This window comes from Bradyrhizobium sp. WU425, assembly GCF_021052305.1.
In the GTDB taxonomy this organism is placed as follows: domain Bacteria; phylum Pseudomonadota; class Alphaproteobacteria; order Rhizobiales; family Xanthobacteraceae; genus Bradyrhizobium; species Bradyrhizobium canariense_D.
The window spans coordinates 1819750-1843729 of sequence record NZ_CP088089.1; the positions used below are offsets into that span (position 1 = coordinate 1819750).

General features: G+C 64.9%; 18 protein-coding genes and 1 pseudogene. 11 read left to right on the forward strand and 8 right to left on the reverse strand.

The window, feature by feature from the left end; genetic code table 11:
• Positions 1–77: 77 nt before the first annotated feature.
• From BcanWU425_RS08715 to ftsH, 6 genes are all read left to right on the forward strand, one after another.
• Positions 78–2408, forward strand: a complete 2331-nt coding sequence (locus tag BcanWU425_RS08715; protein ID WP_204512220.1) for a putative bifunctional diguanylate cyclase/phosphodiesterase — start codon at positions 78–80, stop codon at positions 2406–2408.
• 162 nt (positions 2409–2570) lie between these two features.
• Entirely contained in the window at positions 2571–3335 is a 765-nt protein-coding gene (locus BcanWU425_RS08720; protein ID WP_026232594.1) for an N-acyl amino acid synthase FeeM domain-containing protein, read from the forward strand.
• Positions 3336–3572: 237 nt separating this feature from the next.
• Positions 3573–4061 (forward strand): peptidoglycan-associated lipoprotein Pal, encoded by a 489-nt coding sequence (gene pal, locus BcanWU425_RS08725; RefSeq protein WP_026232595.1) that lies wholly within the window; start codon positions 3573–3575, stop codon positions 4059–4061.
• A 187-nt stretch (positions 4062–4248) separates the two neighbouring features.
• Positions 4249–5307 (forward strand): tol-pal system protein YbgF, encoded by a 1059-nt coding sequence (ybgF, locus tag BcanWU425_RS08730; RefSeq protein WP_204512219.1) that lies wholly within the window; start codon positions 4249–4251, stop codon positions 5305–5307.
• A 74-nt stretch (positions 5308–5381) separates the two neighbouring features.
• Entirely contained in the window at positions 5382–6497 is a 1116-nt protein-coding gene (tilS, locus tag BcanWU425_RS08735) for a tRNA lysidine(34) synthetase TilS (protein WP_085348901.1), read from the forward strand.
• 214 nt (positions 6498–6711) lie between these two features.
• Positions 6712–8634, forward strand: a complete 1923-nt coding sequence (gene ftsH / locus BcanWU425_RS08740) for an ATP-dependent zinc metalloprotease FtsH (protein WP_007596301.1) — start codon at positions 6712–6714, stop codon at positions 8632–8634.
• 331 nt (positions 8635–8965) lie between these two features.
• Here the strand turns inward: ftsH and BcanWU425_RS08745 are convergent, their stop codons facing one another.
• Together BcanWU425_RS08745 and BcanWU425_RS08750 are read right to left on the reverse strand one after the other, a co-directional pair.
• Positions 8966–10150, reverse strand: coding sequence for a glycosyltransferase family 87 protein (locus BcanWU425_RS08745; protein WP_204512218.1), 1185 nt, complete (start codon positions 10148–10150; stop codon positions 8966–8968).
• Between the two features lie 62 nt (positions 10151–10212).
• On the reverse strand, positions 10213–11727 hold the full coding sequence (locus tag BcanWU425_RS08750) for a hypothetical protein (RefSeq protein ID WP_204512217.1): 1515 nt from the start codon (positions 11725–11727) through the stop codon (positions 10213–10215).
• Positions 11728–12025: 298 nt separating this feature from the next.
• Here BcanWU425_RS08750 and BcanWU425_RS08755 point away from each other — a divergent pair, with 298 nt between their 5' ends.
• On the forward strand, positions 12026–12190 hold the full coding sequence (locus tag BcanWU425_RS08755) for a Flp family type IVb pilin (protein ID WP_007614256.1): 165 nt from the start codon (positions 12026–12028) through the stop codon (positions 12188–12190).
• Positions 12191–12419: 229 nt separating this feature from the next.
• Here the strand turns inward: BcanWU425_RS08755 and BcanWU425_RS08760 are convergent, their stop codons facing one another.
• Positions 12420–13403, reverse strand: a complete 984-nt coding sequence (locus tag BcanWU425_RS08760) for a phosphatase PAP2 family protein (protein WP_018453800.1) — start codon at positions 13401–13403, stop codon at positions 12420–12422.
• A gap of 268 nt (positions 13404–13671) precedes the next feature.
• Between BcanWU425_RS08760 and BcanWU425_RS08765 the strand changes: the two genes are divergently transcribed.
• The gene (locus BcanWU425_RS08765) at positions 13672–14352 is read left to right on the forward strand and encodes a helix-turn-helix domain-containing protein (protein WP_026232596.1); all 681 of its coding nucleotides are present in this window, start codon (positions 13672–13674) and stop codon (positions 14350–14352) included.
• Positions 14353–14503: 151 nt separating this feature from the next.
• Here BcanWU425_RS08765 and pyk read toward each other — a convergent pair whose 3' ends face one another.
• Together pyk and BcanWU425_RS08775 are read right to left on the reverse strand one after the other, a co-directional pair.
• Entirely contained in the window at positions 14504–15940 is a 1437-nt protein-coding gene (pyk, locus tag BcanWU425_RS08770) for a pyruvate kinase (protein ID WP_026232597.1), read from the reverse strand.
• Positions 15937–16529, reverse strand: a pseudogene (locus tag BcanWU425_RS08775) (DUF1036 domain-containing protein). Before BcanWU425_RS08775 ends, pyk begins: the two are co-directional and overlap by 4 nt.
• A gap of 177 nt (positions 16530–16706) precedes the next feature.
• Between BcanWU425_RS08775 and BcanWU425_RS08780 the strand changes: the two are divergent.
• The 3 genes from BcanWU425_RS08780 to BcanWU425_RS08790 all read left to right on the forward strand — a co-directional run bounded on the left by BcanWU425_RS08780 (position 16707) and on the right by BcanWU425_RS08790 (position 17971).
• Positions 16707–17009 carry a DUF1244 domain-containing protein gene (locus BcanWU425_RS08780; RefSeq protein WP_007596287.1) on the forward strand — a complete coding sequence of 101 codons (303 nt, stop codon included), beginning with the start codon at positions 16707–16709 and terminating at the stop codon, positions 17007–17009.
• A gap of 209 nt (positions 17010–17218) precedes the next feature.
• On the forward strand, positions 17219–17491 hold the full coding sequence (locus tag BcanWU425_RS08785; RefSeq protein ID WP_007596286.1) for a DUF2312 domain-containing protein: 273 nt from the start codon (positions 17219–17221) through the stop codon (positions 17489–17491).
• A 60-nt stretch (positions 17492–17551) separates the two neighbouring features.
• Positions 17552–17971, forward strand: coding sequence for a hypothetical protein (locus BcanWU425_RS08790; RefSeq protein WP_018453805.1), 420 nt, complete (start codon positions 17552–17554; stop codon positions 17969–17971).
• A gap of 15 nt (positions 17972–17986) precedes the next feature.
• On the opposite strand, the gene BcanWU425_RS08795 is transcribed toward BcanWU425_RS08790, so the two are convergent.
• From BcanWU425_RS08795 to BcanWU425_RS08805, 3 genes are all read right to left on the reverse strand, one after another.
• Positions 17987–19609, reverse strand: a complete 1623-nt coding sequence (locus BcanWU425_RS08795; RefSeq protein WP_371258498.1) for a DUF882 domain-containing protein — start codon at positions 19607–19609, stop codon at positions 17987–17989.
• A gap of 287 nt (positions 19610–19896) precedes the next feature.
• Positions 19897–22056 (reverse strand): L,D-transpeptidase family protein, encoded by a 2160-nt coding sequence (locus BcanWU425_RS08800; RefSeq protein WP_204512216.1) that lies wholly within the window; start codon positions 22054–22056, stop codon positions 19897–19899.
• Positions 22057–22418: 362 nt separating this feature from the next.
• Positions 22419–23912, reverse strand: coding sequence for a sigma-54-dependent transcriptional regulator (locus tag BcanWU425_RS08805; RefSeq protein ID WP_204512215.1), 1494 nt, complete (start codon positions 23910–23912; stop codon positions 22419–22421).
• Between the last annotated feature and the right edge of the window lie 68 nt (positions 23913–23980).

A 23980-nucleotide genomic window follows, 5' to 3' on the forward strand; every position in this document is an offset into this window, starting at 1 on the left:
TTAACGATGTTCCCTCAGAAAGACTTCATACCGGATCGGTAAAACTGCGCTCCAGACAGGACGCGCGTAAACACCAGATGCAGTTTGCAAGTCAGAGCGGAGAGCCGGAACAGCGGCCGCCGAAAACTTCGGCGGCGCAAATCGATTCGCTGTTCGAAGCGCCTGGCCCGTTGCTGGCGGGACTCATTTTCGTGTCGATTGGTGCGGCCCTCACCGCGCTGAGGACGGGCGAGCCGCTGATCTGGGCGTGCGTCGCACTTCTGATCCTGGCCGGGACCGCGCGGGCGATCGACCTGCGCCTCTATCAGGCACGTCACGCGGTCATGACCGTCGAGGCGGCCGCACGCTGGCAGAAGCGCTATCAGATCGGAGCAAAGATCCAGGCGGCTGCGATCGGCATCTGGTGCGCCACCACCCTGTTGGCCACGGACGACGCCGTGGCCCACATGATCGCCTTGTCGGTCACGACCGGAATCGCGGCAGGCGGCGCGGGCAGGGCATATGGCCGGCCTGCGATCTTCCACCTCCAGGCCGTGCTGATCTTCGGCCCGGCCGTGCTTGCCTTGGCGCTGCGTGGAACACCCTACTACATCGCGATGGCGCTGGTCAGCGCCGCGTTCCTGATGGCGATCATGCAGCTCTCGGTGAATCTGCATCGAATCTTCATGGGAGCGGTCGTGGCACGTGAGCGTGAAGCCGCGCTCGCCGGCCAGTTCGATACGGCTCTGAACAACATGCCGCACGGCCTCTGCATGTTCCGCGTCGACGGACAGCTGGCGGTCATGAACCACCGCTTCGGCGCAATGATGAATCTGCCGGAAGGTCTCGCGCAGCGCGGGGTCAACGCGCGTGACATCGTCGCGGCGTGCGTGAGCGCGGGATCCATCTCCGCTGGGAGCGGCGAGCGAATCGTCGCGGACATCGAGAGTTCGCAAGCCAAGGAGATCATCACCGCCGATCCCGATACGCAGCGAAACCGGTCGTTGTCCTGGACTGTCCAGCCGATGGCTGACGGTGGCGCGGTGGTGCTGCTCGAGGACATTACCGAGCGACGTAGCGCCGAGGCCAAGATCACGCATCTGGCGCGCTACGACGACCTCACCGCGCTGCCCAACCGCGTTCATTTCCGCGATGAGATCGAAAGGCTGCTGGCGATCTCGCACGGCGCCGAGCGCCTGTCCGCGCTGCTGTTCGTCGACCTCGACCAGTTCAAGCAGGTCAACGACACGCTCGGCCATCCCTGCGGCGACCAGCTCCTGTGCGCGGTCGCCAACCGTCTGCGCGAGATGCTGCGCCCCGAGGATTTCGTCGCCCGCTTCGGCGGTGACGAATTCGTCGTGTTCCAGGAGAACATCTCCTCGCCCGAGGACGCCGCTGCGCTGGCGCGCCGGATCGTCGAACGGCTGAGCGAGCGTTACCGCATCGACAATCATCTGGTCGAGATCGGCGCCAGCGTCGGCATCGCATTGACCTTGCCGGAGGGCATCAGCGCAGACACGCTGCTCAAGAATGCCGACATGGCGCTGTACCGGGCCAAGGCCGACGGCCGCGGCACCTTCTGCTTCTTCCGCGACGAGATGGCGGCGACCGTCGAGGCGCGCCGCATCCTCGAGCTCGATCTGCGCAAGGCGCTCGCCAACGAGGAGTTCGAGCTGTTCTATCAGCCGCTGGTCAATCTGAAATCCGGCAAGATCACGACGTGCGAGGCGCTGCTGCGCTGGAATCATCCGGTGCGCGGCACGGTCTCGCCGATCGACATCATCCCGGTCGCCGAGGACATGGGGCTGATCGTCGATCTCGGCCGCTGGATCCTGCGCCGCGCTTGCATGGAATGCATGAAATGGCCGGAGGGCGTCAGCGTCGCCGTCAACTTCTCGCCGCAGCAATTCCACCAGCGCGACGTCTTGAGCGAAATCCGCTACGCGCTCGAGGTTTCGGGGCTCCCGGCGCATCGGCTGGAGATCGAGATCACCGAATCCTCCCTGTTGCGCAACACCCAGCTCACGCACGACATCCTGTCGCAATTGCATGCGATCGGCGTGCGCATTTCGCTGGATGATTTCGGCACCGGCTATTCGAGCCTCAGCTACCTGCACAATTTCCCGATGCAGAAGGTGAAGATCGACCGCTCCTTCCTCGAGGGCATCGATGCCGACCGGCCGCTGACGCTGCTGCGCGGCGTAGCGCGGCTGTCGGCCGATCTCGGCATGGCGGTCGTGGTCGAGGGCATCGAGACCAATGATCAGCTCGAGTTGATCAGCGCCGACGGCACCGTGACCGAAGGGCAGGGCTATCTGTTCAGCCGGCCGGTGCCGGCAGTCCGGATTCGCCAATTGCTCAATGCCTCGCATGGCCGCGGCGGGGCTGAGGACCACATCGTCATGGTGTCCTCGCGATCGATCGCCTGATCTTTCTCCGCGTCACTCCTTCAACGCATTTAGCTCTCGTTCGCCCGTGTTTTTGCGGGCTGCAAAGGTTAACCCTAACGTTTCTAAGCCTTTGCAATTCCGTTAATGAACCATTAATCTCCTCACACTCGCAGAAGTTGCTTTGGAGTGTAGGGGTACTGGATGACGTCTGGAGCTGAACCGCAAACGGTGCTCCTTCCGCGGGGAGCCGCTCTGTTTGACCGCATCGATTACCGCCTGATCGAAACTCCCGAGGACCGAGACAACCTCTATTTGATGCGGTACCGGGCCTATCTGCACGCCGGTCTGATCGAGCCGTCGGAGTCGCGGCGCGTAACCGATCGCTTCGACGATGCGCCCAACACCTGGAATTTCGGGGTCTATGTCGATGGAGAGCTCTGCAGCTCCGTTCGCATTCACGTCCTGACGTCGGACTGGCGGATGTCCTACACGACCGAAGTGTTTGGCGACGTCCTGCATCCCCGCCTCGACCGCGGCGAAGTTCTCATCGATCCATGCCGGTTTGTTGCCGATCCCGAAAAGCACCAGCGTTTTCCGGAGCTGCCCTATCTGACGGTGCGGCTGGCCTTTGTGGCCTGCGATCATTTCAACGCCGATACCGGGCTGGCCATGATCCGGACCGACCACCAGGCGTTTTATCGTCGCATCTTCCTGCACGAGACCATTTCACCGGAGCCACGCGGGTTTCCGGGCTGGCCCACCAAGAAGGCCGTGCTGATGGCGTCCGATTTCCGGAACCAGCGGGAAAAGGTCCTGACGCGCTTTCCGATCATGCGTTCCAGCGCGTTTGAGCGGCGCATGCTGTTTCAACGCAGCAGCCCCCGCCAGGCTGCCGCGCGCCCGGTGTCGCTGGCCACGCAGCGGCCCCCGGACGTAGCCGTCTCGGCAACGGGTTCTGCCCGCTAGGCCCCCACGCGAGGAGCCTAAAATTCCAGCAAAGGCCGCGGTTTTTGCCGGTCGTTGCGGCTTGCCTTCACCGTCGCGCCACATTTACAACCCATTAACCATGACGGTTGCTTTTCGCTGGTTGGGGGCATTTGACCGGCTGTGGCAAGGTTCCATCAAGGTTGACGGAACGTTCGCTTAACCAACCCCCTGTAGACCGGACAGCAGTGGACGAAACGTGAGCGTGGAGGCTCCGGAATGAAACATCCTATGCGCATCCTCCAGGGATTGAAGCTGGCCGCGGTGCTTGCCGTCGCGTTGTCGATGGGTGCCTGCGCCAACAAGAACTCTGCCACGGATGCGATGGCCAACGCGGCGACGCCGGGCAGCCAGCAAGACTTCGTCGTCAATGTCGGCGACCGCGTGTTCTTCGAAAGCGACCAGACCGATCTGACCCCGCAGGCGATCGTGACCCTGGAGAAGCAGGCGCAGTGGCTCCAGAGCTATCCGCGCTACAGCTTCACCGTCGAAGGTCATGCCGACGAACGCGGCACCCGCGAATACAACATCGCGCTCGGCGCTCGCCGCGCCCAATCGGTGCGTTCGTTCCTCGCCTCGCGCGGCATCGATCCGAACCGCATGCGCACGATCTCGTACGGCAAGGAGCGGCCGGTGGCCGTTTGCAACGACATCTCCTGCTGGTCGCAGAACCGCCGCGCCGTCACCGTGCTGAACGCGAGCTCCTGACGATCGGTCAGGCGCCGTTCATCTTCAGATAGCGATTATGCCGGCGCCCTCTCGGGCGCCGGTTTCGTTTCAGCGATCTGTGACAGAAACCCGTTTGTTACAGTCACAGTTTTGGCGTACTCCCCTTCAATGTGTGGCGCGTCGAATGTTCGGTCGCAGGCCATTTCGCTTTCGTTGTCAGGGCAAGATGTCATCCAGATTTAAGGTCTTCACCGGCACCGTGGCGATCGCCGCGCTGCTTTCGTTGTGCTCGCCCGCCCTCGCACAATCGGACGATGCAGATCCCGAGATGCGGATCGAGCGGCTGGAGAACCAGCTGCGCCAGCTCACCGGCCAGAACGAAGAGCTGCAATATCGCAACCGCCAGCTCGAAGAGCGGCTGCGAGCGCTCGAGGGCGGCGCGCAAGCTTCGCCCGTCCAGACGCCGGTCCAGCCCAATGTCGCGGCCATGCCGCCCGCACAAGCCGCGCCGGCCTATCGCCAGCAGCCGCCGCACCAGCAAGCGGCCCAGCCGAATTACGAGCAGCCGCAGATCGCCTCTCCGGCACCGATCGTTCAGGAGCAGCCTGCGCCCGGCGCGCCGGGCACGCGCCGCCGCGGCGATGCCTTCGACCCCAACCAGAGTCCGAATGCGCCGGGTGCGCCGCGCGCGCTCGGCGGCGGGCAGCAACCGATGCCTGCAGGTGCCCCGAGCGGCGCGCCCGGCGGCCGTGGCGCCGGCGAACCGCTTGATCTCGCCAACAGCGGCCCCCGCTATCCGCAGGCGGTCGGGCCTCAGGCTGCGCAGCCCGGCTATCCGCCGGTCTCGTCCGGCTCTCCCGCGCCATCAGGCGGCACGGGCCTTGCGACCCTGCCGCCCTCGGCAACGCCGCGCGACGAATTCGACCTCGGAATCGGCTACATGCAGCGCAAGGACTATGCGCTGGCCGAGCAGACCATGAAGAATTTCTCGCAGAAATATCCGAGCGACCCGCTGCTCGGTGACGCGCAATACTGGCTCGGCGAGAGCTATTTCCAGCGCCAGCAATATCGCGACTCCGCGGAAGCCTTCCTCGCCGTCACCACGAAATACGACAAATCCGCCAAGGCACCGGATGCCCTGCTGCGGCTCGGCCAGTCGCTGGCGGCGCTGAAGGAGAAGGAGGCGGCGTGTGCCGCCTTCGGTGAAGTCGGTCGCAAATATCCGCGCGCTTCCGCCGGCGTCAAAGCTGCGGTCGACCGCGAGCAGAAGCGGGTGAAGTGCTGAGGCGCGGCGATTGATCCTGACAAGACGGATGGCGCTGCGCTAAACAGTGTCCATCCGCGGACGATTGCAGTGTCATGTCAGAGGACAATTCACCGATCTCGGCGCGTGAGGCCAAGCGCCTCTTCGCAGGCCTGAAAGGCGCGCAGGGACTGCTGCTCGCGGTCTCCGGCGGGCCCGACTCGGTGGCGCTGATGTGGCTTGCGGCGCGCTGGCATCGCAGCCTTTCGCGCGGCCCGCGTCTCACCGTAGTCACCATCGACCACGGCTTGCGGCCGGAGGCGGCACGCGAGGCGCGCGAGGTCAAGCGTCTCGCAACCGGGCTTGGCCTGCCGCACCGGACCGTGCGCTGGCGCGGGGCAAAGCCGAAAACGGGACTGCCGGCCGCCGCGCGCGAAGCTCGCTACCGCCTGCTTGTGCAGGCCGCGCGCCTCGCCGGTGCGAGCCACGTGCTGACCGCCCACACCCGCGACGACCAGGCCGAGACCCTGTTGATGCGGCTTGTGCGCGGCAGCGGATTAGCCGGGCTGTCGGCGATGGCCCGTCTCACCGAGCGCGACGGCGTCGTTCTTGCGCGTCCACTGCTCGATGTTCCGAAGTCGCAGCTGATTGCGACCTTGAAGCGGGCGAAGATCGGCTTTGCCGACGATCCCACCAACCACGACGCTGCCTTTACCCGGCCGCGGCTGCGTGCGCTGCTGCCGCAGCTCGCGGCGGAGGGCGGTGATGCCCGCAGCCTGGCTCGGCTCGCGGCAAGGCTGGCGCGCGCCAATTTGGCCGTCGAGGTGCTGACCGATGGAGCCGAGCGCTTCCTCCGTTTGCGGGATCGCGGCGATGCGCCGCAGGCCGGCGTTCGAAGCTTCGAGGCCTCCGGGTTTGCCGCCCTGCCGGAGGAGGTCCGGCTGCGGATCCTGCTGCGGGCCATCAACGCGTTCGGGCATGAGGGGCCGGCGGAACTCGGCAAGGTCGAATCCCTCCTGGCCGTGCTCGATCAGGCCATTGCCGCAAGTGCCCGCGCACCCGCAAATGGCCGGCCGGCCCTGAAGCAGACGCTTGCGGGAGCCTTGATCAGCCTTGCCGGGGGACGTATCCGCATCGCCCCGGCGCCGGCCCGGCGCAAGGGTGGATCAAGGGTGGATAAGGGCGGATCATGGCACCGGCCGTTTCGAGACCGCGCCGTGAGGACACCTTAACCAGGCAGGAAAAACCCGGACCCGGGCGCCATTATTTCAGCGGGAATCGGACTAAGATGGGCTAAATAGTCCCATCTCGTTCCCTTGGCAGCGACCGGAGCGACACCTAGATTGTATGCGTCTAACCGAGAGGATTCCTTGGGGATTTCCTCGCGCTGCCCAAATAACTGCCCAAGGCTCAGGCCGCGATCCGCGCGACCACGAAGGAAGATCGATGAACGCCAATCTGCGCAATTTCGCCCTCTGGGTCATCATTGTCCTGCTGCTGTTGGCGTTGTTCACGCTCTTCCAGAATCCGGGTCAGCGCGCCTCCTCGCAGGACATCGCCTTCTCCCAGCTCCTGAGCGAGGTTGACCGCGGCAATGTGCGCGACGTCGTAATCCAGGGGCCGGACATTCACGGCACCTTCACCAACGGCTCGAGCTTCCAGACCTATGCGCCGAGCGATCCGACGCTCGTGAAGCGCCTCTATGACAGCAAGGTGCAGATCACTGCGAAGCCGCCCGGCGACAACGTGCCGTGGTTCGTCTCGCTGCTGGTCTCCTGGCTGCCCTTCATCGCGCTGATCGGCGTGTGGATCTTCCTGTCGCGGCAGATGCAGGGCGGCGCCGGCAAGGCGATGGGCTTCGGCAAGTCGCGCGCAAAAATGCTGACTGAAGCGCATGGCCGCGTCACCTTCGAGGACGTCGCGGGCGTCGACGAGGCCAAGCAGGACCTGCAGGAGATCGTCGAATTCCTGCGCGACCCCGGCAAATTCCAGCGCCTCGGCGGCCGAATTCCGCGCGGCGTGCTGCTGGTCGGACCTCCCGGCACCGGCAAGACCCTGATCGCGCGTGCGGTCGCGGGCGAAGCCAACGTGCCGTTCTTCACCATTTCGGGTTCTGACTTCGTCGAGATGTTCGTCGGCGTCGGCGCCAGCCGCGTCCGCGACATGTTCGAGCAGGCTAAGAAGAACGCGCCCTGCATTATCTTCATCGACGAAATCGACGCCGTCGGTCGTCACCGTGGCGCCGGCCTCGGCGGCGGCAATGACGAGCGCGAGCAGACGCTGAACCAGTTGCTGGTCGAGATGGACGGCTTCGAGGCCAACGAGGGCGTGATCCTGATCGCCGCGACCAACCGTCCCGACGTGCTCGATCCCGCGCTGCTGCGTCCCGGCCGCTTCGACCGTCAGGTCGTGGTGCCCAACCCGGACGTCGTCGGCCGCGAGCAGATCCTCAAGGTCCACGTCCGCAAGGTGCCGCTGGCGCCGGATATCAACCTCAAGACCATCGCGCGCGGCACCCCGGGTTTCTCCGGCGCCGACCTGATGAACCTCGTCAACGAAGCCGCGCTCACCGCCGCCCGCCGCAACAAGCGGATGGTGACCCAGGCCGAGTTCGAGGAAGCCAAGGACAAGGTGATGATGGGCGCCGAGCGCAAGTCGCTCGTCATGACCGAGGAAGAGAAGCTGCTGACGGCCTATCACGAGGGCGGCCACGCCATCGTCGGCCTCAACGTCGTCGCAACCGATCCGATCCACAAGGCGACCATCATTCCGCGCGGGCGTGCGCTGGGTATGGTCATGCAGTTGCCCGAGCGTGACAAGCTGTCGATGTCGCTGGAGCAGATGACCTCGCGCCTTGCCATCATGATGGGTGGCCGCGTCGCCGAAGAGCTGATCTTCGGTCGCGAGAAGGTAACCTCGGGTGCGTCGTCCGACATCGAACAGGCGACGCGTCTGGCACGCATGATGGTGACGCGCTGGGGCCTGTCCGAGGCGCTCGGTACCGTGTCCTACGGCGAGAATCAGGACGAGGTTTTCCTGGGCATGTCGGTGTCGCGCACCCAGAACGCATCGGAAGCGACGGTTCAGAAGATCGATACCGAGATCCGGCGCTTCGTCGAAGAAGGCTATAACGAGGCAACGCGTATTCTCACCGAGAAGCGCGCCGATCTCGAAGCTCTCGCCAAGGGCCTGCTCGAATTCGAGACGCTCTCCGGCGACGAGATCATCGACCTGCTCAAGGGCAAGAAGCCGAACCGCGAATCCGTGCTCGAGCCGACCACACCGCGCGCCTCGGCCGTGCCGCCGGCCGGCAAGTCGCGCCCGCGACCCGATCCGGATCCCGGCCTGGAGCCGCAGCCGCAGGCGTAATCGCGTACGGCAGATTGAATTGAAAAACGCGGCGGAAACGCCGCGTTTTTTGTTGGTGATGGTGATTTGCGGGTGGTGCCAACTCAGCGCCCCGTCATTGCGAGCGCAGCGAAGAAATCCAGAATAGATCCGCGGTGACAGTCTGGATTTGCTTCACTGCGCTCGCATTGACGATTTTGATGCAGTTGCACTGGAAACTCAGAAGTACGGCAGGCAAAGGTGCCTAAGCGCCGCGCCCACCATCTCTCGCCAATCACGCTAGAAGTGGTGGCACACGCTCTGGAGTTTGCGTCATCACTTCGGCGCCCGCATCGCCAGCCGCAGATTGGATTCAGGAATGCGGCGACATTGCCGGCTCGCCAGACCCTGCCGGACTGCGCAACGCGCCGAACACGACGCCGATGAGAGCGACGATGAGGAGCGGCGATAGTCGTCCCGCCGGAATATACACCGCCGGGCTGAGCAACGGCACCATCCAGATGCCGAGCCCGATCAGCCAGTCGCGAAAGCGTGGAGCATCGATCGATGCGGCAAGCCACAGCACGACGGCGACCGTCAGCAGCGTCGCGTCATAAGGGCCCGAATGCGGGGCTGCCAGCACGGTTGCCGCAAGCAGTACGATCAGCTTGTTGTTGGTACTGAGCGAGGAGCGAAAGACCGCGAACGTTGCCGCCGCGCTCGAAAGGATCGCGGCCAGCTGAAGGATGGAGGCCAGCCGCTCCGGCAGGCCTAGCAGCATCGCGCAGGCCCACACGCTGTGACCCCAGATGCGGCCATAGGCCAGCCATTTCGCGTCGGGGCTGACCAGATTGTTGTACGCCTGCGGTATCCACCAGAGCCACAATTCGACGCCAAAAATCATGGCACTTGCAGCCGCCAATGCGAATGCCGAGCATGCAGCAGCGCACAGGCTGCCATAGCGGCGCGCCCCCATTAGCGCGAGCGGGACGAGCGGGAAGAATTGCGGCTTGAAACTCAGCAGCCCGAGGATTGCCCCGGCCAGGAGCGGTCGCGGTCCGAGCAGCCTGACGCCCGCGACCAGCAGTGCGGCAACGAGAAAGGCGCATTGTCCATCGGCCAGGTTGAGAGATGCCGATGGCGAGACCAGCACGGCCGCGATGATGTAGGGCGTCAGTTGCGGCTGATCGGACCGGTTGCGAAGCGCCCAGGCCAGGAAGCCTGCGGTCGCGGCCTGGAATGCGACATAGGAGCCGATGAAGCCAAGCGGCGCGAATGGCAGCAGCAGAACGAGGAAGCCGGGCGGATAGAACCATGGACGGAACTCCAGAGGCACCGTGAGCCATGATGCGAACGACTGGTTGAGATAGGCCGTGAACGCGTCACCATCGGTGACCAGCGCAAGATTGCCGGCGAGCGACGATTTGACGGCGCCGTAAAACACCATCCAGTCGGTGCCGGGAGCGACGTGGTTCAGCCCGATCCAACCGGGATGGGTGAAGGTGGAGATCAGGACGCCCCAGGCGAAGAGCGTTGCGATCGAAAACGCTGGCAGCATCACGAGAGGAATTCCGATCCAGCGGCGCGATGGACCGGATATCGGCTGCTGAGCTGACGCGCTCACTTGACGGCTTCCCTCGAGGACTCCGCTTCCGGCATCGCGCCGGCCTCTGTGCCGCCGGTTCGCACGTGGATCACGGCGATGTTGTCCGCGTAGAGCCGCTTCCAGCCCTTGATGTGGTCCAGCACCTGGGCGGCCGGTGCGTCCGCGACCATGAGCGTGGCGTCGATCTGGTACGCGTCGAGCAGCCGCGTCAGACTGTCGAGCTTCTTGAGCTCCACGGCCTTGAAGACGTCCATGGCGAAGGTTTCGCCGTAGAGCTCGGCGCGGCCGTCGATGAAGACCGGGATGTCACGCGAGATCAGATAGCCGCCGAACTGGTAGGCGTTGAAGATGCGTTGCGCCTTGCGTTTCTCGAGCAGATCGACGGCGGCGACCGGTGTCTGATCCATCGTGAAGGTGAAGCGGTGATGCGCCATGTAGAGTGAGGTCGAGGTCCAGCCTGCGGCCACGATCATCAGCGCGCCGGTCGCGGTGACGTAACGGGCAGCCCAACTCTCGCCGCCCTGCGTGCCAGGCTGCGGCAGCGCAGACCGTTCGCCGAGGGGCTTGGCCAGCACCAGCGGCACCAGGAAGGCGAAGGCCTCGATGCTCCTGACGTGGGTGAGCGCCATCCAGGTCAGAAGCAGGATCAGAAGAATACGCGGGGGCGAGAGCGTCAGGCCGCGATACAGCCCGATCGCAATCAGGCCGAACAGCGCGCCTTCGAATGCGTTGAAGGAGGCGAAGTTCGCGGGCGCCCACTCGGAGATGATCGTCAGCAGCTCGCCCAGATTGAGGATGTTGATCGCGCCGAGCAATGTGCGCCAGCCATAAGGCGTGACGCAGCTTGCGGCGAGTGCCGCAACACCGAACAGGAACCAGCGCGACAGCAGTCGGACCTGCTTGCCGGACTCCATGCCCCAGAGCGCCACAAATGACATCGGGCCGATCAGGGCCAGGCCCAGCACGAAGCCGCCATGCAGGTTCGACCACAGGGACATCAGCGGCAGCCAGTACCATGACGGGGCGCCCTTGCGGTCGGCTGCGGCCATCAATACGCCGACCCACGCGATCATCACGGGCAGCGCCAGCATGTGTGGCCGCGCCAGAACGTGGTGCAGCGACAGCAACAGCGCGAACATCGCGAACAGGACCGCTCGCGGAATTTCCAGATGGGCCTCGAGCAGGCCGACCAGCATCGCCGCCGACAATGCGACCGCAAGCGCGGTGAGGACCACCGGGCCGGCCCAATCCCATTGCGCATAGGAGAGGGCGAACAGGACCTGCGACAGCCATGAGGTCGAAACCCAGGGCGCCCCCGGACGGGTGAAGGAATAGAAGTCCGTGTAGGGAAGCGCCTGGTGATCGAGGATCCATTGTCCGATCTTGATCTGCCAGAGCGAGTCGGAGTCCTGAAGCAGCGTGTCGCCGACATACGCGAAGAAGAGATAGGCGCCCGCACCGACGCACAGCGGCACCAGGGCTCGCGCACGACCCTGCACCGTGATGCTGTTGGCAAAGGAAAGGGACATGCCGCCTCGTCGTCCTGGTGTTTTTGTCGTTGTGCCGAGCGATCGACATTGGACCACGGCGGTCATAATTCCGGGTAAACCGGTGAGGCGGGGCCGGCTTGATGTCTCGACAATTTAACGGATCGTTTTAGATTTCGGTTTACCATCGACGCATACACGCAAACCGCTCTGTGTTTCCGCAGTCGAATTAACTGCGGCGCAATTCTTTGCCTCTACGTTCGGTTCCATGGTCAAGCGGCGCTGGGAAGCCCAAAAGACCAGATCAGTTGTAGCCTCGTGTACTCATTTGGAGCTCTTTATGAAGAACCTCGTTGCGCGTTTTGCGAAAGATGAATCCGGCGCCACCGCTATTGAATACGGTCTGATCGCCGCCGGCATTGCGCTGGCGATCATCACTGTCGTCAATAACCTGGGCACCACGTTGAACGCCAAGTTCACCTCGATCTCGAGCAGCCTCAAGTAACGCTGTACGAATCGCGAATTCAAAGAGCCCCGTCCTTGACGGGGCTCTTTTCTTTTGGCGGACGATTTCCGGATCTGGGAAGTCGTGAAGCTGTAGCAAGCTTGTAGGGCGGCAAAGCGTCTGCCGCGGCTCCGAAAGCGCAGGCGTTCCCACCGTCGAGAACATTGAACATTGAAAGTTGCCGGCGGGCACGCCGCTACGCGCGGACCCTAGGGCAACTTGTCGGCTGTCATTCCGCGAGGCCGGGCTGCCAGACCGCCGACGGCGCAGGCGCGGCAGACGTCTGCTGCGCGCGGCGGTGCCATTCGAGATAGAATTTCGCCGCCCAGATCGACGCTGCGGCGACTGCGATTCCGCCGGCGACGTCGATGACGTAATGCGCGCCGATCACCGGTGTTGCCGCAATCATCAGCAGATTGAGCGCAGCCGCGATGCCGCCGAGGCCGCGCACCGGCCACAGCGCCCACATGTAGAGCACGGCGGATGCGGCGTGGAAGCTCGGAAACGAGACAACGCCGGCGAGGAAGAACAACTGGAGCTCGTGCAGGCTACCGTCGCGAAGCGCGAGGATGTCGCGCAACTGCCCGGCATAGACCGCGGTGTTGATTTCGGGAAAATGCGCGGCGGACAGCTGCAGCCCCCAATAGGTGCCGATCGCGGGCACGACGGCGGAGATCGCGATGGTGACCGCGAGCGCGAGGCTCATCGCGAGCATGAACAATTGCAGCCGCATATAGTGCGCCGTCAGTGCCAGCACGACGGGAATGCCGAGCAGCGGCAATTTGATCAGCCCATATCCGCGAGCCAGGCAGTCCGCGAGCCAGGGATGGTCGTTGACGTATCGCGCGATCGGTTCGGGATCGAGGCCGAGTGCACGGTCGATCGCAAGCAGCGCCTGGTCCTGCAGCGGCCAGTTCAGCTTAGCCGCGACATAGCTGAGCGGTCCGACGATGGCGCAGGTGAGAATGATCTGTCCGATCGTTCCGAGCGAAAACAGCAGCTTCGGGTCGGCAAGCTCGCCTTTGACGATGCGGTGGCCATAGGCCAGCGCGAGCAAGACTGCAGCAACTGCCAGCGTCACCCAATAGGCGACTGGTTCGAGGCTCAGGCCGGTGAAGGCGAGGCCCAGCGCCAGCAGGCTGCCCATGGCTGCGATGGGAAGCCAGTTCAGGTGGAAGAGCTGCCAGGCGGTCCGGGCGTCCGTGTCGACCATGCTGCACCGAGGTGGGATCGCGATACCGCAGCACAGTCGCGGAGCAGGTTTAAGATGGCGGTAACGATCGTGGTTACCCCTTCACCAAAGCAGTTCGCGACGTTTTTAGCTGTTTGAGCTCGCGTTTTTTTTGCGTGACGCTTCATGCATTTGCACCTTGTCATCCACTCTGAATAGTTGTTCAGTCCTTGCGGGGCGATTTGCGATATCAGTGACGAAGCGTTCGGCCGCAAGGCGTGCGACCGGCGTGTGGGACAGGAAGCGCGCCATGGTTTATCGGCGGACGCATCAAGTGGTGAAGCGCCTTGCGGCCCGGCGCAGTGCGATACTGGCGGCGGCGCGGGAGGCGGCGGCGGAAGGCGGGATGGCGGCGGTGCAGATTGCGCCAGTCGCGGTTCGCGCCGGCGTCGCTGCGGGTACGGTCTACCGCTACTTCCCCTCCAAGGCCGATTTGATCTCCGAGTTGATTGCCGAAGTCTCCCGCGACGAGCTCACGGCGATCCGGCGAGCCGCCGATGCCGCGCCGGGGCCGTCCTCGGCGCTGGCGGCGGCGGTCACCACCGTGGCTGTCCATACCCTGTCACAGCGCAGGCTCGCCTGGGGCATCCTGGCCGAGCCGGTCGATGTCGATGTCAGCGCTTCACGTCTCGCCAGCCGGCGCGAGATCGCGGGCGAGATGGCCTCGCGGATCGACGCCGCCGTGCGCGCCGGCCACCTGCCGGCGCAGGACACGGCCCTTGCTGCCACCGCGCTGCTCGGCGCGCTGCACGAGGCCCTGGTCGGACCGCTCGCGCCGGACAATCTCGACGATCCCGCCAGGATGCGCGATGCCGTGCAGACCGTGACGCTGCTGGCGCTCCGCGCGGTCGGCGTCATGGACGCCCGCGCCAGGGGGCTCGTCGTGCAGCAGACGCTGCTGCCGACGGCGAAAGCGCTGGTTGGGGCCTAAAACGTCATCCTGATCGACCGGCGGACCTGATCGCGCCCAGGCCGTTGCTCGAGCTCGCCTTTTCAAAAAACCTCAGCACATCCGCCGGACCCGCCGGCTACTGTGCATGGGGTTGTTTTCGACATTTTTTGTTTGCCGGGTGCCGGCGGAGCTAGATATTCGCTTCGCCCTCGGGGCCGACCGAGGCGATGCGCACCATGTTGGTGGTGCCGGGGATGCCGAGCGGCACGCCGGCGACGATGATCACGCGCTGGCCCGCCCGGACGAAGCCGTCGCGGAACGCGATCTGGCCGGCGCGGCTCACCATGTCGTCCTGGTCGCGCGCATCTTCTGCCACCACGCAATGTATGCCCCAGACGACCGACAGCCGGCGTCCCGCCGCGACGTTCGGCGTGATCGCCACGATCGGCGGCTTCGGCCGCTCGCGCGCCACGCGCACGGCGGTCGATCCCGAACTGGTCCAGCAGATCAGGGCCGGCAGGTCGAGCGTCTCGGCGATCTGCCGCGCAGCGTCCGCGATGGCATCGCCGGCGGTGGCTTCCGGGGCCGGGCGCTGTGCGGTGATGACGGAGCGATAAATCGGGTCGCGCTCGACCTCCTCGCCGATGCGATTCATGGTCGAGACGGCCTCGACCGGGAATTTGCCGGCCGCCGATTCCGCCGACAGCATGATGGCGTCGGCACCTTCGTAGACGGCGGTGGCGACGTCGGAGACCTCGGCGCGGGTCGGCACCGGCGACTGGATCATCGATTCCAGCATCTGGGTCGCGATCACCACCGGCTTGCCGGCGCGCCGCGCCATGCGCGTCATCTGCTTCTGCAGGCTCGGCACGCGTTCCAGCGGCAGCTCGACGCCGAGGTCGCCGCGCGCCACCATCAGGGCGTCGGAGGCGTCGATGATGTCGGCGAGGCGATCGATCGCCTGCGGCTTCTCGATCTTGGCCATCACCGCCGCACGGCCGCGGATCATCTTCTTGGCCTCGAGCACGTCGTCGGCGCGCTGCACGAAGGACAGCGCGATCCAGTCGACGCCGGTGACCAGCGCCGCTTCGAGATCGGCGCGGTCCTTCGGCGTCATCGCCGAGACCGGCAGGTCGGTGTCGGGCAGGCTGACGCCTTTGCGGTCGGACATCCGGCCGCCGACCACGACGCGCGTCACCGCGTGCTCCTTCGAGGTCTCCTCGGCGATCAGCCGCACCTTGCCGTCGTCGAGCAGCAGCGCGTGGCCCGGCCGCAGCGCGGCCAGGATCTCCGGATGCGGGAGCTGGACGCGGGTGGTGTCGCCCGGCGCCTTGTCGGAATCGAGCGTGAAGGTCTGGCCATTCTGGAGCTGGACCGCGCCTTCGGCGAAGGCACCGAGCCGGAGCTTTGGCCCCTGGAGATCGACCAGAATGCCGATCGGCCTTCCATAGCTGCTCTCGACGTTGCGGATCGTCGCCACCAGCTCGCGCATCTTGTCATGCGGGGTGTGGCTCATGTTGATGCGGAAGAGGTCGGCGCCGGCCTCGAACAGGCGGCGGATCATCGCGAGGTCCGAAGAAGCGGGTCCAAGGGTCGCGAGAATCTTGATACGGCGAAGACGCCTCATGGCTTATTTCCAGACGGGGGCGAGGGAGCTGGCGGGAGGCCAGGCGCGGCGGGGGCGTACCACCGGGCGGGCCATTGGGCAAACCCGGGACCCCCGGGCCAACAGGGCCGGGGAGGCCTGGCACGCGCTGCTGCTTTGACGGCTGTTCGTTGGCATCGGTGAGCTGCACCGTCCAGGCCCGCTGCTCGCCGGTATCGACCTCGAAATAGCCGGTCCGGTCATAGCCGCGCGCAAGGCAATCCTCGGTGCCGCGGATGGTGAACTCCTTATCGCGCGAGCACATGAAAGCCTGGCCCGACCATTCGCCGCCGCGGTCATAGTCGATGGCGTAGATGTAATAGAAGCGGGCCACCAGAGTTCCGCGCAGCAGGGTCTCGCAGGAGCGCGACGAGATGTTCCACCAGCCTTCGGTGGTCCAGCCCTCGGCATCCTTGTAGCCGAGCGCGATGCCGACCCGGCTCGATGTGTTGTTGCAGAGCCGGAAATCGGCGGAAGCCGGGCTGGCCCAGAGGTACAGCAGGCCAACCACCAGCACCGGGACCAACCGGGCGAGCAGGCGAAGGCGGGAGCGGGGAGATTCGGCGATCATTGTCGCGGAAGCTATATCAGATCATTGACGATTTGGCGTAGGGCCCAGGAACTGCCTGAAGCCGGCTTCGCGCCCGTTTGCGCCGCGATATGGCAAAATCTGTGACAGGCCCCACCTGATCTCGTAAGGGTGACCCATCCAGGTCACAGCCAATTCGCAAAGCCGAGGGATCCAGCCATGGCAATTGACGACAAAACCAGAACGGAACTCGAGGCTGCCGCTTTCCGGCGCCTGGTCGATCATTTGAAGACGCGGACGGACGTCCAGAACATCGACCTGATGAACCTCGCAGGCTTCTGCCGCAACTGCCTGTCCAACTGGCTCAAGGACGCCGCCGACGCCCAAGGCGTCGCCTTGAGCAAGGATGAGAGCCGGGAAGCCGTCTATGGCATGCCCTATGAGGCCTGGAAGTCGAAATACCAGGGCGCGGCCACGCCTGAGCAGCTCGATGCCATGAAGAAGGTTCATCCGGGGCACTGAACGGCCTCGCCGGCAGCCTGATATGCGGTGCCTTTGAGTCGCATCACACAACCGCTTTCTTCGACACGCCGCAGGAAGGTGTGGGCGCGCTGTGGACGAGCGCGATGCTGCCTTGAACGCGAGAGGTCCGAACCCTAAGGGTCTAACCAGCACGCGCGGTGAGGATGCCGGCGTCACCTCGTTTTGCCAGTTCCATTGGGAGTACCAAGATGGCCACCTCCGCCGCCGTCCGCGACGACGAGCCCGCGACGAAATTTGCCAAGGACCAGCTCAAGTCCATCATCGAGCGCATCGAGCGGTTGGAGGAAGAGAAGAAGGCGATCTCCGACGACATCCGCGACGTATTCGCCGAGGCCAAGGGCAACGGCTACGACGTCAAGGCGCTGCGCACCATCGTGCGCATGCGCAAGCAGGACCCGAACGAGCGCGCCGAGGCCGAGACGATCCTTGAGACCTACATGCAAGCACTGGGGATGATCTGAGCTATCGGTGTCGTCCTGGCTTTCGCCAGGGCGACACCATGCCGATCGAAGGAGACCGCGGTGACTGCGCCGCCGCTGCCGCGCGAGGTAAGCCGTGCCTACGATGCTTTTCCGGCGTCGATCGGCAAGCGGCTGCTTTGGGTACGCGAGCTGATCTTCGCGGCCGCCGCGGCGCATGAAGGCATCGGCCGTCTTACCGAAACGTTGAAATGGGGCGAGCCTGCTTATCTGACCGAAGAGACCGGCAGTGGCAGCACGATCCGGCTCGGCCGCCTGAAGGACTCCGCGCACGCCGCGATTCTGTTCAACTGCAAGACGACGCTGGTCGATACCTTTCGTGAACGCTTTCCCGATCAGTTCGAATATCGGCAGACCAGGGCGTTGCTGTTGCCGGTGTCGGGCAAGCTGCCGAAGCAGGACCTATCGGTCTGCCTGTTGCTGGCGTTGACGTATCATCTGGATCGACGGAGGAAGCGTTAGCGGCGCGCGAAGACGTCAGCGCAGCGAAGCCGTCCGTACGACGAAGGACGTCGTCTCGAGTTTGGCGGTGGCGGTGCCCGAGAAACTGTCGCAGGACAGGCCCTGCATCGGATCGTCGGCAAAACCCATGGCGATCACGGACTGCGGCTTGACGAAGTAGGCGCGCATTGCGGCGGTGTCGAGCTCGCCCATCAGCGTGACCGACATCGCGCGGCTGGCGCTCGGCGACAGCATCACGATCTTGAGCCAGATGCTTTCGCCCTTGGCTGCGGAGAGCCGGGTCGCGGTTGCGACCATGCCGTCGATGCGCTTGCCGACCACCGTGTTGATCTCGGTCGCGGGCGCAACGTTGCGCGATGCGGCGGCGGGACGGGCGGAGCGCGGGATCGGCGCAGAGGCGGCGACGACATTGGCGCGGTCGACCGGGGAGGCGGACGCCGGCGCGTAGGCCAGCGCCTGATAGGCGGCGCTGGACACGCTCGCGGTCGGCTGCGGATCGGTGGCGGCGGCAAGCGCCTGCCGTGCCTTCAGCGCAGCAATTTGGGCCGGCGTCGCCTGCTGCGGCGCAGTCGGGGTATCCCAGAAGCCGCGGGCATTGATGATGTCGGCGGGGGTCTCGGGCTTGGCGTCAGCAGATTTGCCGGCGGCCGGCTTGTCAGCCACGGGGGCCGGCTTCGGCTTGGCAAGCGCGACGATCTGCGCATCGGCCGAGGCGAGCTGGATCGTCGCCGCGACTGACGGCTTGGCGCGCGGCGTCGGCACCGGATCGGCCGGCTTGGTCGCGGCGGCGACCACGGTCGGCGCGACAGTCTTCGCGGACGGGGCGGGCGCGCCCTCGTCATCCTCGTCGTTGCTCGCCGCGGCCGGAGCCGACTTGCCCTTGAACAGGGCGGCAAAGAAATTCGACTTGCTGCCGGAATCCTCGCCGCTGCCGCGCCGCTCGATCTCTGCCTTGGCGAGCTCATAACCCTTCAACGGCGTGCCGTCGGTCGGGAGGTGGACGGTGCGTCCGTCCGGGAAGACCCGGGCGAGCTGGTCATGCGTCATGCGCGGCCAGTGCCGGATGCTGCCGGTGTCGAGATGTACGAACGGCGAGCCGGAGGTCGGGTAGAAGCCGACGCCGCCGCGCTGGAGGCGCAGGCCGGCGAAGCGGATCTGCTCCAGCGGCACGTTCGGGATGTAGAAGTCCATCGCATGCCCCAGCATGTGCTGGCTGAAGCGCGCCACGCCGGAGGAGCGGCGGCGGAGCATGGAGTTGGTCGCGGGCGAGCGGTAGGCGGAGATGATCTGGATCGGCTGCTTGCCGTCGACGTCGCGGTAGACTTCCCAGAGGATGTCGAAGAGGTGACGGTCCATGACCGTCTCGTCCTGGCTGCGCCAGTCGCGCAGGAAGTGGTTGAGCTGCTTCAGCGCCGCTTCGTCGTAGCGTCCGTCGCGCTTGAAGGTGACGGTGAGGTCTTCGCCGGAATGGGTGTGGTGGAAGGAGAGCGTCTTGGTCTCGTTGAGCGCGGCGGCGTTGTGAACTGAACCCGCGGCAGCAAGCAGCAATACGGCAGCGAGGCCGATTCTGGATCCGGCCTTCACTCCCGCATGGGACAACGACAGCACAGCGAATTGGCGTGCGATTCCAGTCAGCACGTTAGAGCCCACCCAGTCGACGAGCGTTCAAAATGGACTCTCCCGCTAACCCCGTTAGCGCGCGAAAGAGGATGAACGCTTTGTTAAAGCGAGAAGGTTAATTCGAGGTTGACCTTCCCGCCCCCAAACCAAGTCAGATCGCGAACCTAACCGGGTGAGTGTGGCAAAAAAACGCCCGCTGCCTGAGGTCAGGTGGAGAATGGTTAACGTTAAGCGACCCCATCCAGAGGATGAGGTCGCTGATTTTACTGCAGAATTTCAGGAAATCAGGCGCCGGGCGGCCTGGCTCAGCGGGTGAATACCCGCTGCTGCTGCGGCCGGCGGCCGACCGGGGCCGGCGGCGGGGTGGGCGCTCCGAACAGCCGCTCGAAGAAATTCGGCCCGGACGAGCCGCCGTTGTTGGCCGCCAACACCCCGTTCGGCAGTGTCGTCGCCGGGCGTGAATAGCTCGGCTGGGAGTGCGCGACGACGTTCTCGAGATCCTTGCCGCGACCGTTCTTCAGGATGTTGATCATGGTCGCGTCGCGGCCATAGACGTCCTTGCGGAATTGCAGCTTGCCGCCATCGTCCACGAATGCGGTCTGATAGGTGATGTTGACCGGGATCGGGGTCGGGAATTTCAGGTCGATCTCGCTCTTGCCGTACATGCTGCGGATGCGTTCCGGCGTGTACTTCTCGTTCGGCATCGCGATGTTGAGCAGGACCGAGGCGTACTGATCCGGGTTCTGCACGCGCATGCAGCCGTGGCTGAAGGCGCGTTCGTCCCGGGCGAACAGGTTCTTGTCCGGCGTGTCGTGCTGATAGACCAGGAACTTGTTGGGGAAATTGAAGCGGATGCGGCCGAGCGCGTTGGCTTCACCGGGCGGCTGCGAGATGTGCACCGAACCATCGCGGTTCTGTTCGAGCTTGAGGCCCATGCGCTGGAGCACTGTCGGGTCCTGCTGAAGCGCCGGCAGATATTCGTTGTAGACGATCGACGGCGGCACGTTCCAGGTCGGATTGACCGTGATGTACTTCATCGTCTCGGTGAGCAGCGGGGTCGCATGCGTGCCGGGCTTGCCGGTGACGACGCGGGTGGTCCAGACCTGTTGGCCGCGCTGCATCACCTTCAACGTGTAGTCGGGAATGTTGAGGATGACATAGGCATCGCCCAGCGAGGGCGCGCCCAGGTCGCGCGGCAGCCAGCGCCAGCGCTCCATGTTCACCAGCACCACGTCGATCTGCTTGTCGCGCTTCGGGGCGTTGATCGCCCTCACCGTCTTGTCGTCGAGGATGCCGGTCGCCTTGAGCTCGGCGCTGTTCTGGAATTTGCGCACGGCTTCGGCGACCGCCGCGTCATAGCGGGTGTCGCTGGCGTTCTCGGTGATGCCGAGCTTGGCGCGCAGCTGCGGCACGCGCGGATCTTCAACGACGATTTCAGCCTGCTTCTTGCCGGCCGGGGTGTATTTCAGCGCCGGACCATCGGCGATCTCGATCACCGGGCCGTTGCCCTGGCCGCGGAGCTCCGCGAGCTTCGCCTTCAGCTCCTTGTAAAGTTTTTGCGGCGGATTGTAGCTGTCGAGCGCCGCGGAGGCGTCCGCCGCGGTCGTGACCTTGGCGAGCACCTCGTTCGGATCGACCGGATGCTCGGGATAGAGGATGTCGCCGCTGACCTGCGACCAGTGCATGCGGCCGCTCTGGGCCTGGCGCGCATAGTCGAACATGCTGGCGGTGAGCTTGAGCTCGGCATCGGCGAGCGTATCGGGTGTCGTGGCGGCCGCGAAGTCCGGCACCGGGTAATCGGCGGGATTGAGACCGTCGGACGCCGCGTCCTTCAGCCGTGCGATCACGCCCTTGGCCGCAGCGGTCAGGCTGCCGCCCTGGCTCCAGACCGGCGCGAAGTCGCGTGCACCGTAGAACTTCTCGATCGCAGCGCGTTCGTTCTTACGGTCGAGATAGCGCGAGGCCTTTGCGCCAATGATGTCCTTGAGCTTGTCGGCGACCGGCTGGTCGGCCGCGGGAACGTTGCTCGCGGCCCTCACCGGCTCCGAGGCCGGAGCCGCAGCGGTGGCGGGCGCGGCCGGCGTTGGGATCGCCGTGTCGGCCTTGGCAGGTTCGGTCTTGGCAGGTTCAGTCTTCGCCGTCTCGCTCTTCGTCGCCTCGGCGGCGGGCGTGGTGGCGACGTCGGAAGGCTTGGTCTCGACCTTGTCCGGCGCGGGGGCGGATTCGGCCTTCAGGGGTTCATCCACCACCGTGGCGGTGGTGTCGAGCTTGATGTCTGATGCGGTCGGGGGCGGGACGTTTGCGGGTTCGGGGCGCGGGATGGCGGCTTCGATCGCGAGCTCGGCAGCGCTGCTGTGCGCCTGATCCTGCGCCAGGGCTGAGCTGGCCGATACCGTGAGGAAGGTCGCCGCGACCGTGATCAAGACACGGTCAAAGCCTGCACGGTGGTTCAAACAGTCACGCATTGTGTCGCACCCCTCGGGTGAACTGTCCCCCGTGGAACAGCTTCGTTATCGCCTATTGAGCTTCGGCTAAACCGCGCCGGCCTCTCGAAAGTTGCACGCCTGCACGCAACGATTCCTACGCAGACGAATCTTACGCGGACGATATACAGGCCCCGATTTCGCAGCCAGCGCTACCCGGGACAACTCACGACAAACTGACTTCAAGCACGCCTCTTGGCAACGGATTGTGCGCTTCTGCCACGCGCTTTTCCCTGTGTCTGTCACTTCCAAGTCACGGTTCAAATCGCAGTCGAATTCCGTCGTCATACGAACGGCTTACAGTCGTATCGCTCCGCCCGGACGAACCGCCGTTCGCGTCCGGCTCAGTGCGTCTCCTCACCGCTTTTGCCGCCATGGCCGGGAACTCCGGCTTCATCGAGTTTGCGGTAGAGGGTGGACCGGCCGATTTTGAGGCGGCGGGCGACCTCCGACATCTGCCCGCGGTAATGCGAGATCGCGAAACGGATGATCTCGTTCTCAATGTCTTCCAGCGGCCGGACGTCGCCGGTCGCGGTCAGCATTGAGAGGGCACCCGCCATGGGCAGCGGCGCGATCGGTATTTCATTACCTGACACCACGGAGGGGGCCGCGATCGGCTCCAGCATCAGCGGCGCGGTCGGAATGTCTGTTCCCGGATGCGGCTGCGAGGCGATCAGAGGGAAGTCGTCGAGGCCAAGCTGGTCGCCCTCGCTCATCACCACGGCGCGATAGACCGCGTTTTCGAGCTGGCGAATGTTGCCGGGCCAATCGAGCTGGGCAAGGTGCGCAACGGCCTCGCCGCTGATGCCGGTGATGGGGCGGTTCTCCTCGGCGGCAAAGCGCGCCAGGAAATGCCTGAGCAGATGCGGAATGTCCTCGCGCCGGGCGCGCAGCGATGGGATCGTCAGCGGCAGCACGTGCAGGCGATAGAACAAGTCTTCCCGGAAGTGGCCCTGCTTGACCCGCTCGAGCAGCCTGCGGTTGGTCGCCGAGATGATGCGCACGTCGACCTTCACGGGTTTGCGGCCGCCGACCGCCTCGACCGCGCCTTCCTGGAGCGCGCGAAGCAGCTTGACCTGCGCGCTCAGCGGCAGCTCGCTGACCTCGTCCAGGAACAGCGTGCCGCCATGGGCTTCGACGAACTTGCCGGTGTGGCGTTCGGTGGCGCCGGTGAAGGCACCCTTCTCGTGACCGAACAGGATGGACTCGACGAGGTTGTCGGGGATCGCGCCGCAATTGACCGCGACGAACGGCTTGGCCTTGCGCTCGCCGCCGCCATGAATGGCACGCGCGAACATCTCCTTGCCGACGCCGGACTCGCCCTCGATCAGCACCGGGATCGAGGAGTTTGTTGCTTTCTGCGCCGCGCGCATCACGCCCGCCATCGCCTCGGCGCGTGTGATGATGTCGGAGAAGGTCAGCCGGCCCTCGCGGCTGTGACGGATGCGCTGCAATTCGCCCTTGAGCGCGGACGAATTGAGCGCGTTGCGAAGAGAGACCTGGAGCCGCTCCAGGCCGACCGGCTTGACCACGAAGTCGGCCGCACCCGCGCGCATCGCCGAAATCACATTGTCGATGCCGCCATGGGCCGTCTGCACGATGACGGGGATGCTGAGACCCGCTTCGCGGATTTTCGCCAGCACGCCCATGCCGTCGAGGCCGGGCATCACGAGATCGAGGATGACGCCGTCAATGGCCGCTTCGGGGGCGGTGAGGGCGGCGATCGCCGCATCGCCGGAGTCCACCACGATCGTCTCATAGCCGCATTTCTGCACCATGTTTTCGACCAGCCGGCGGGCTACAGCGTCGTCGTCGGCGATCAAAATACTGGCAGCCATGGTGTTCCCCGCACGCTACTACTATCTGTCTCGAATCGGGGCACTCTGGCCGAAGCCGATTAACGCAC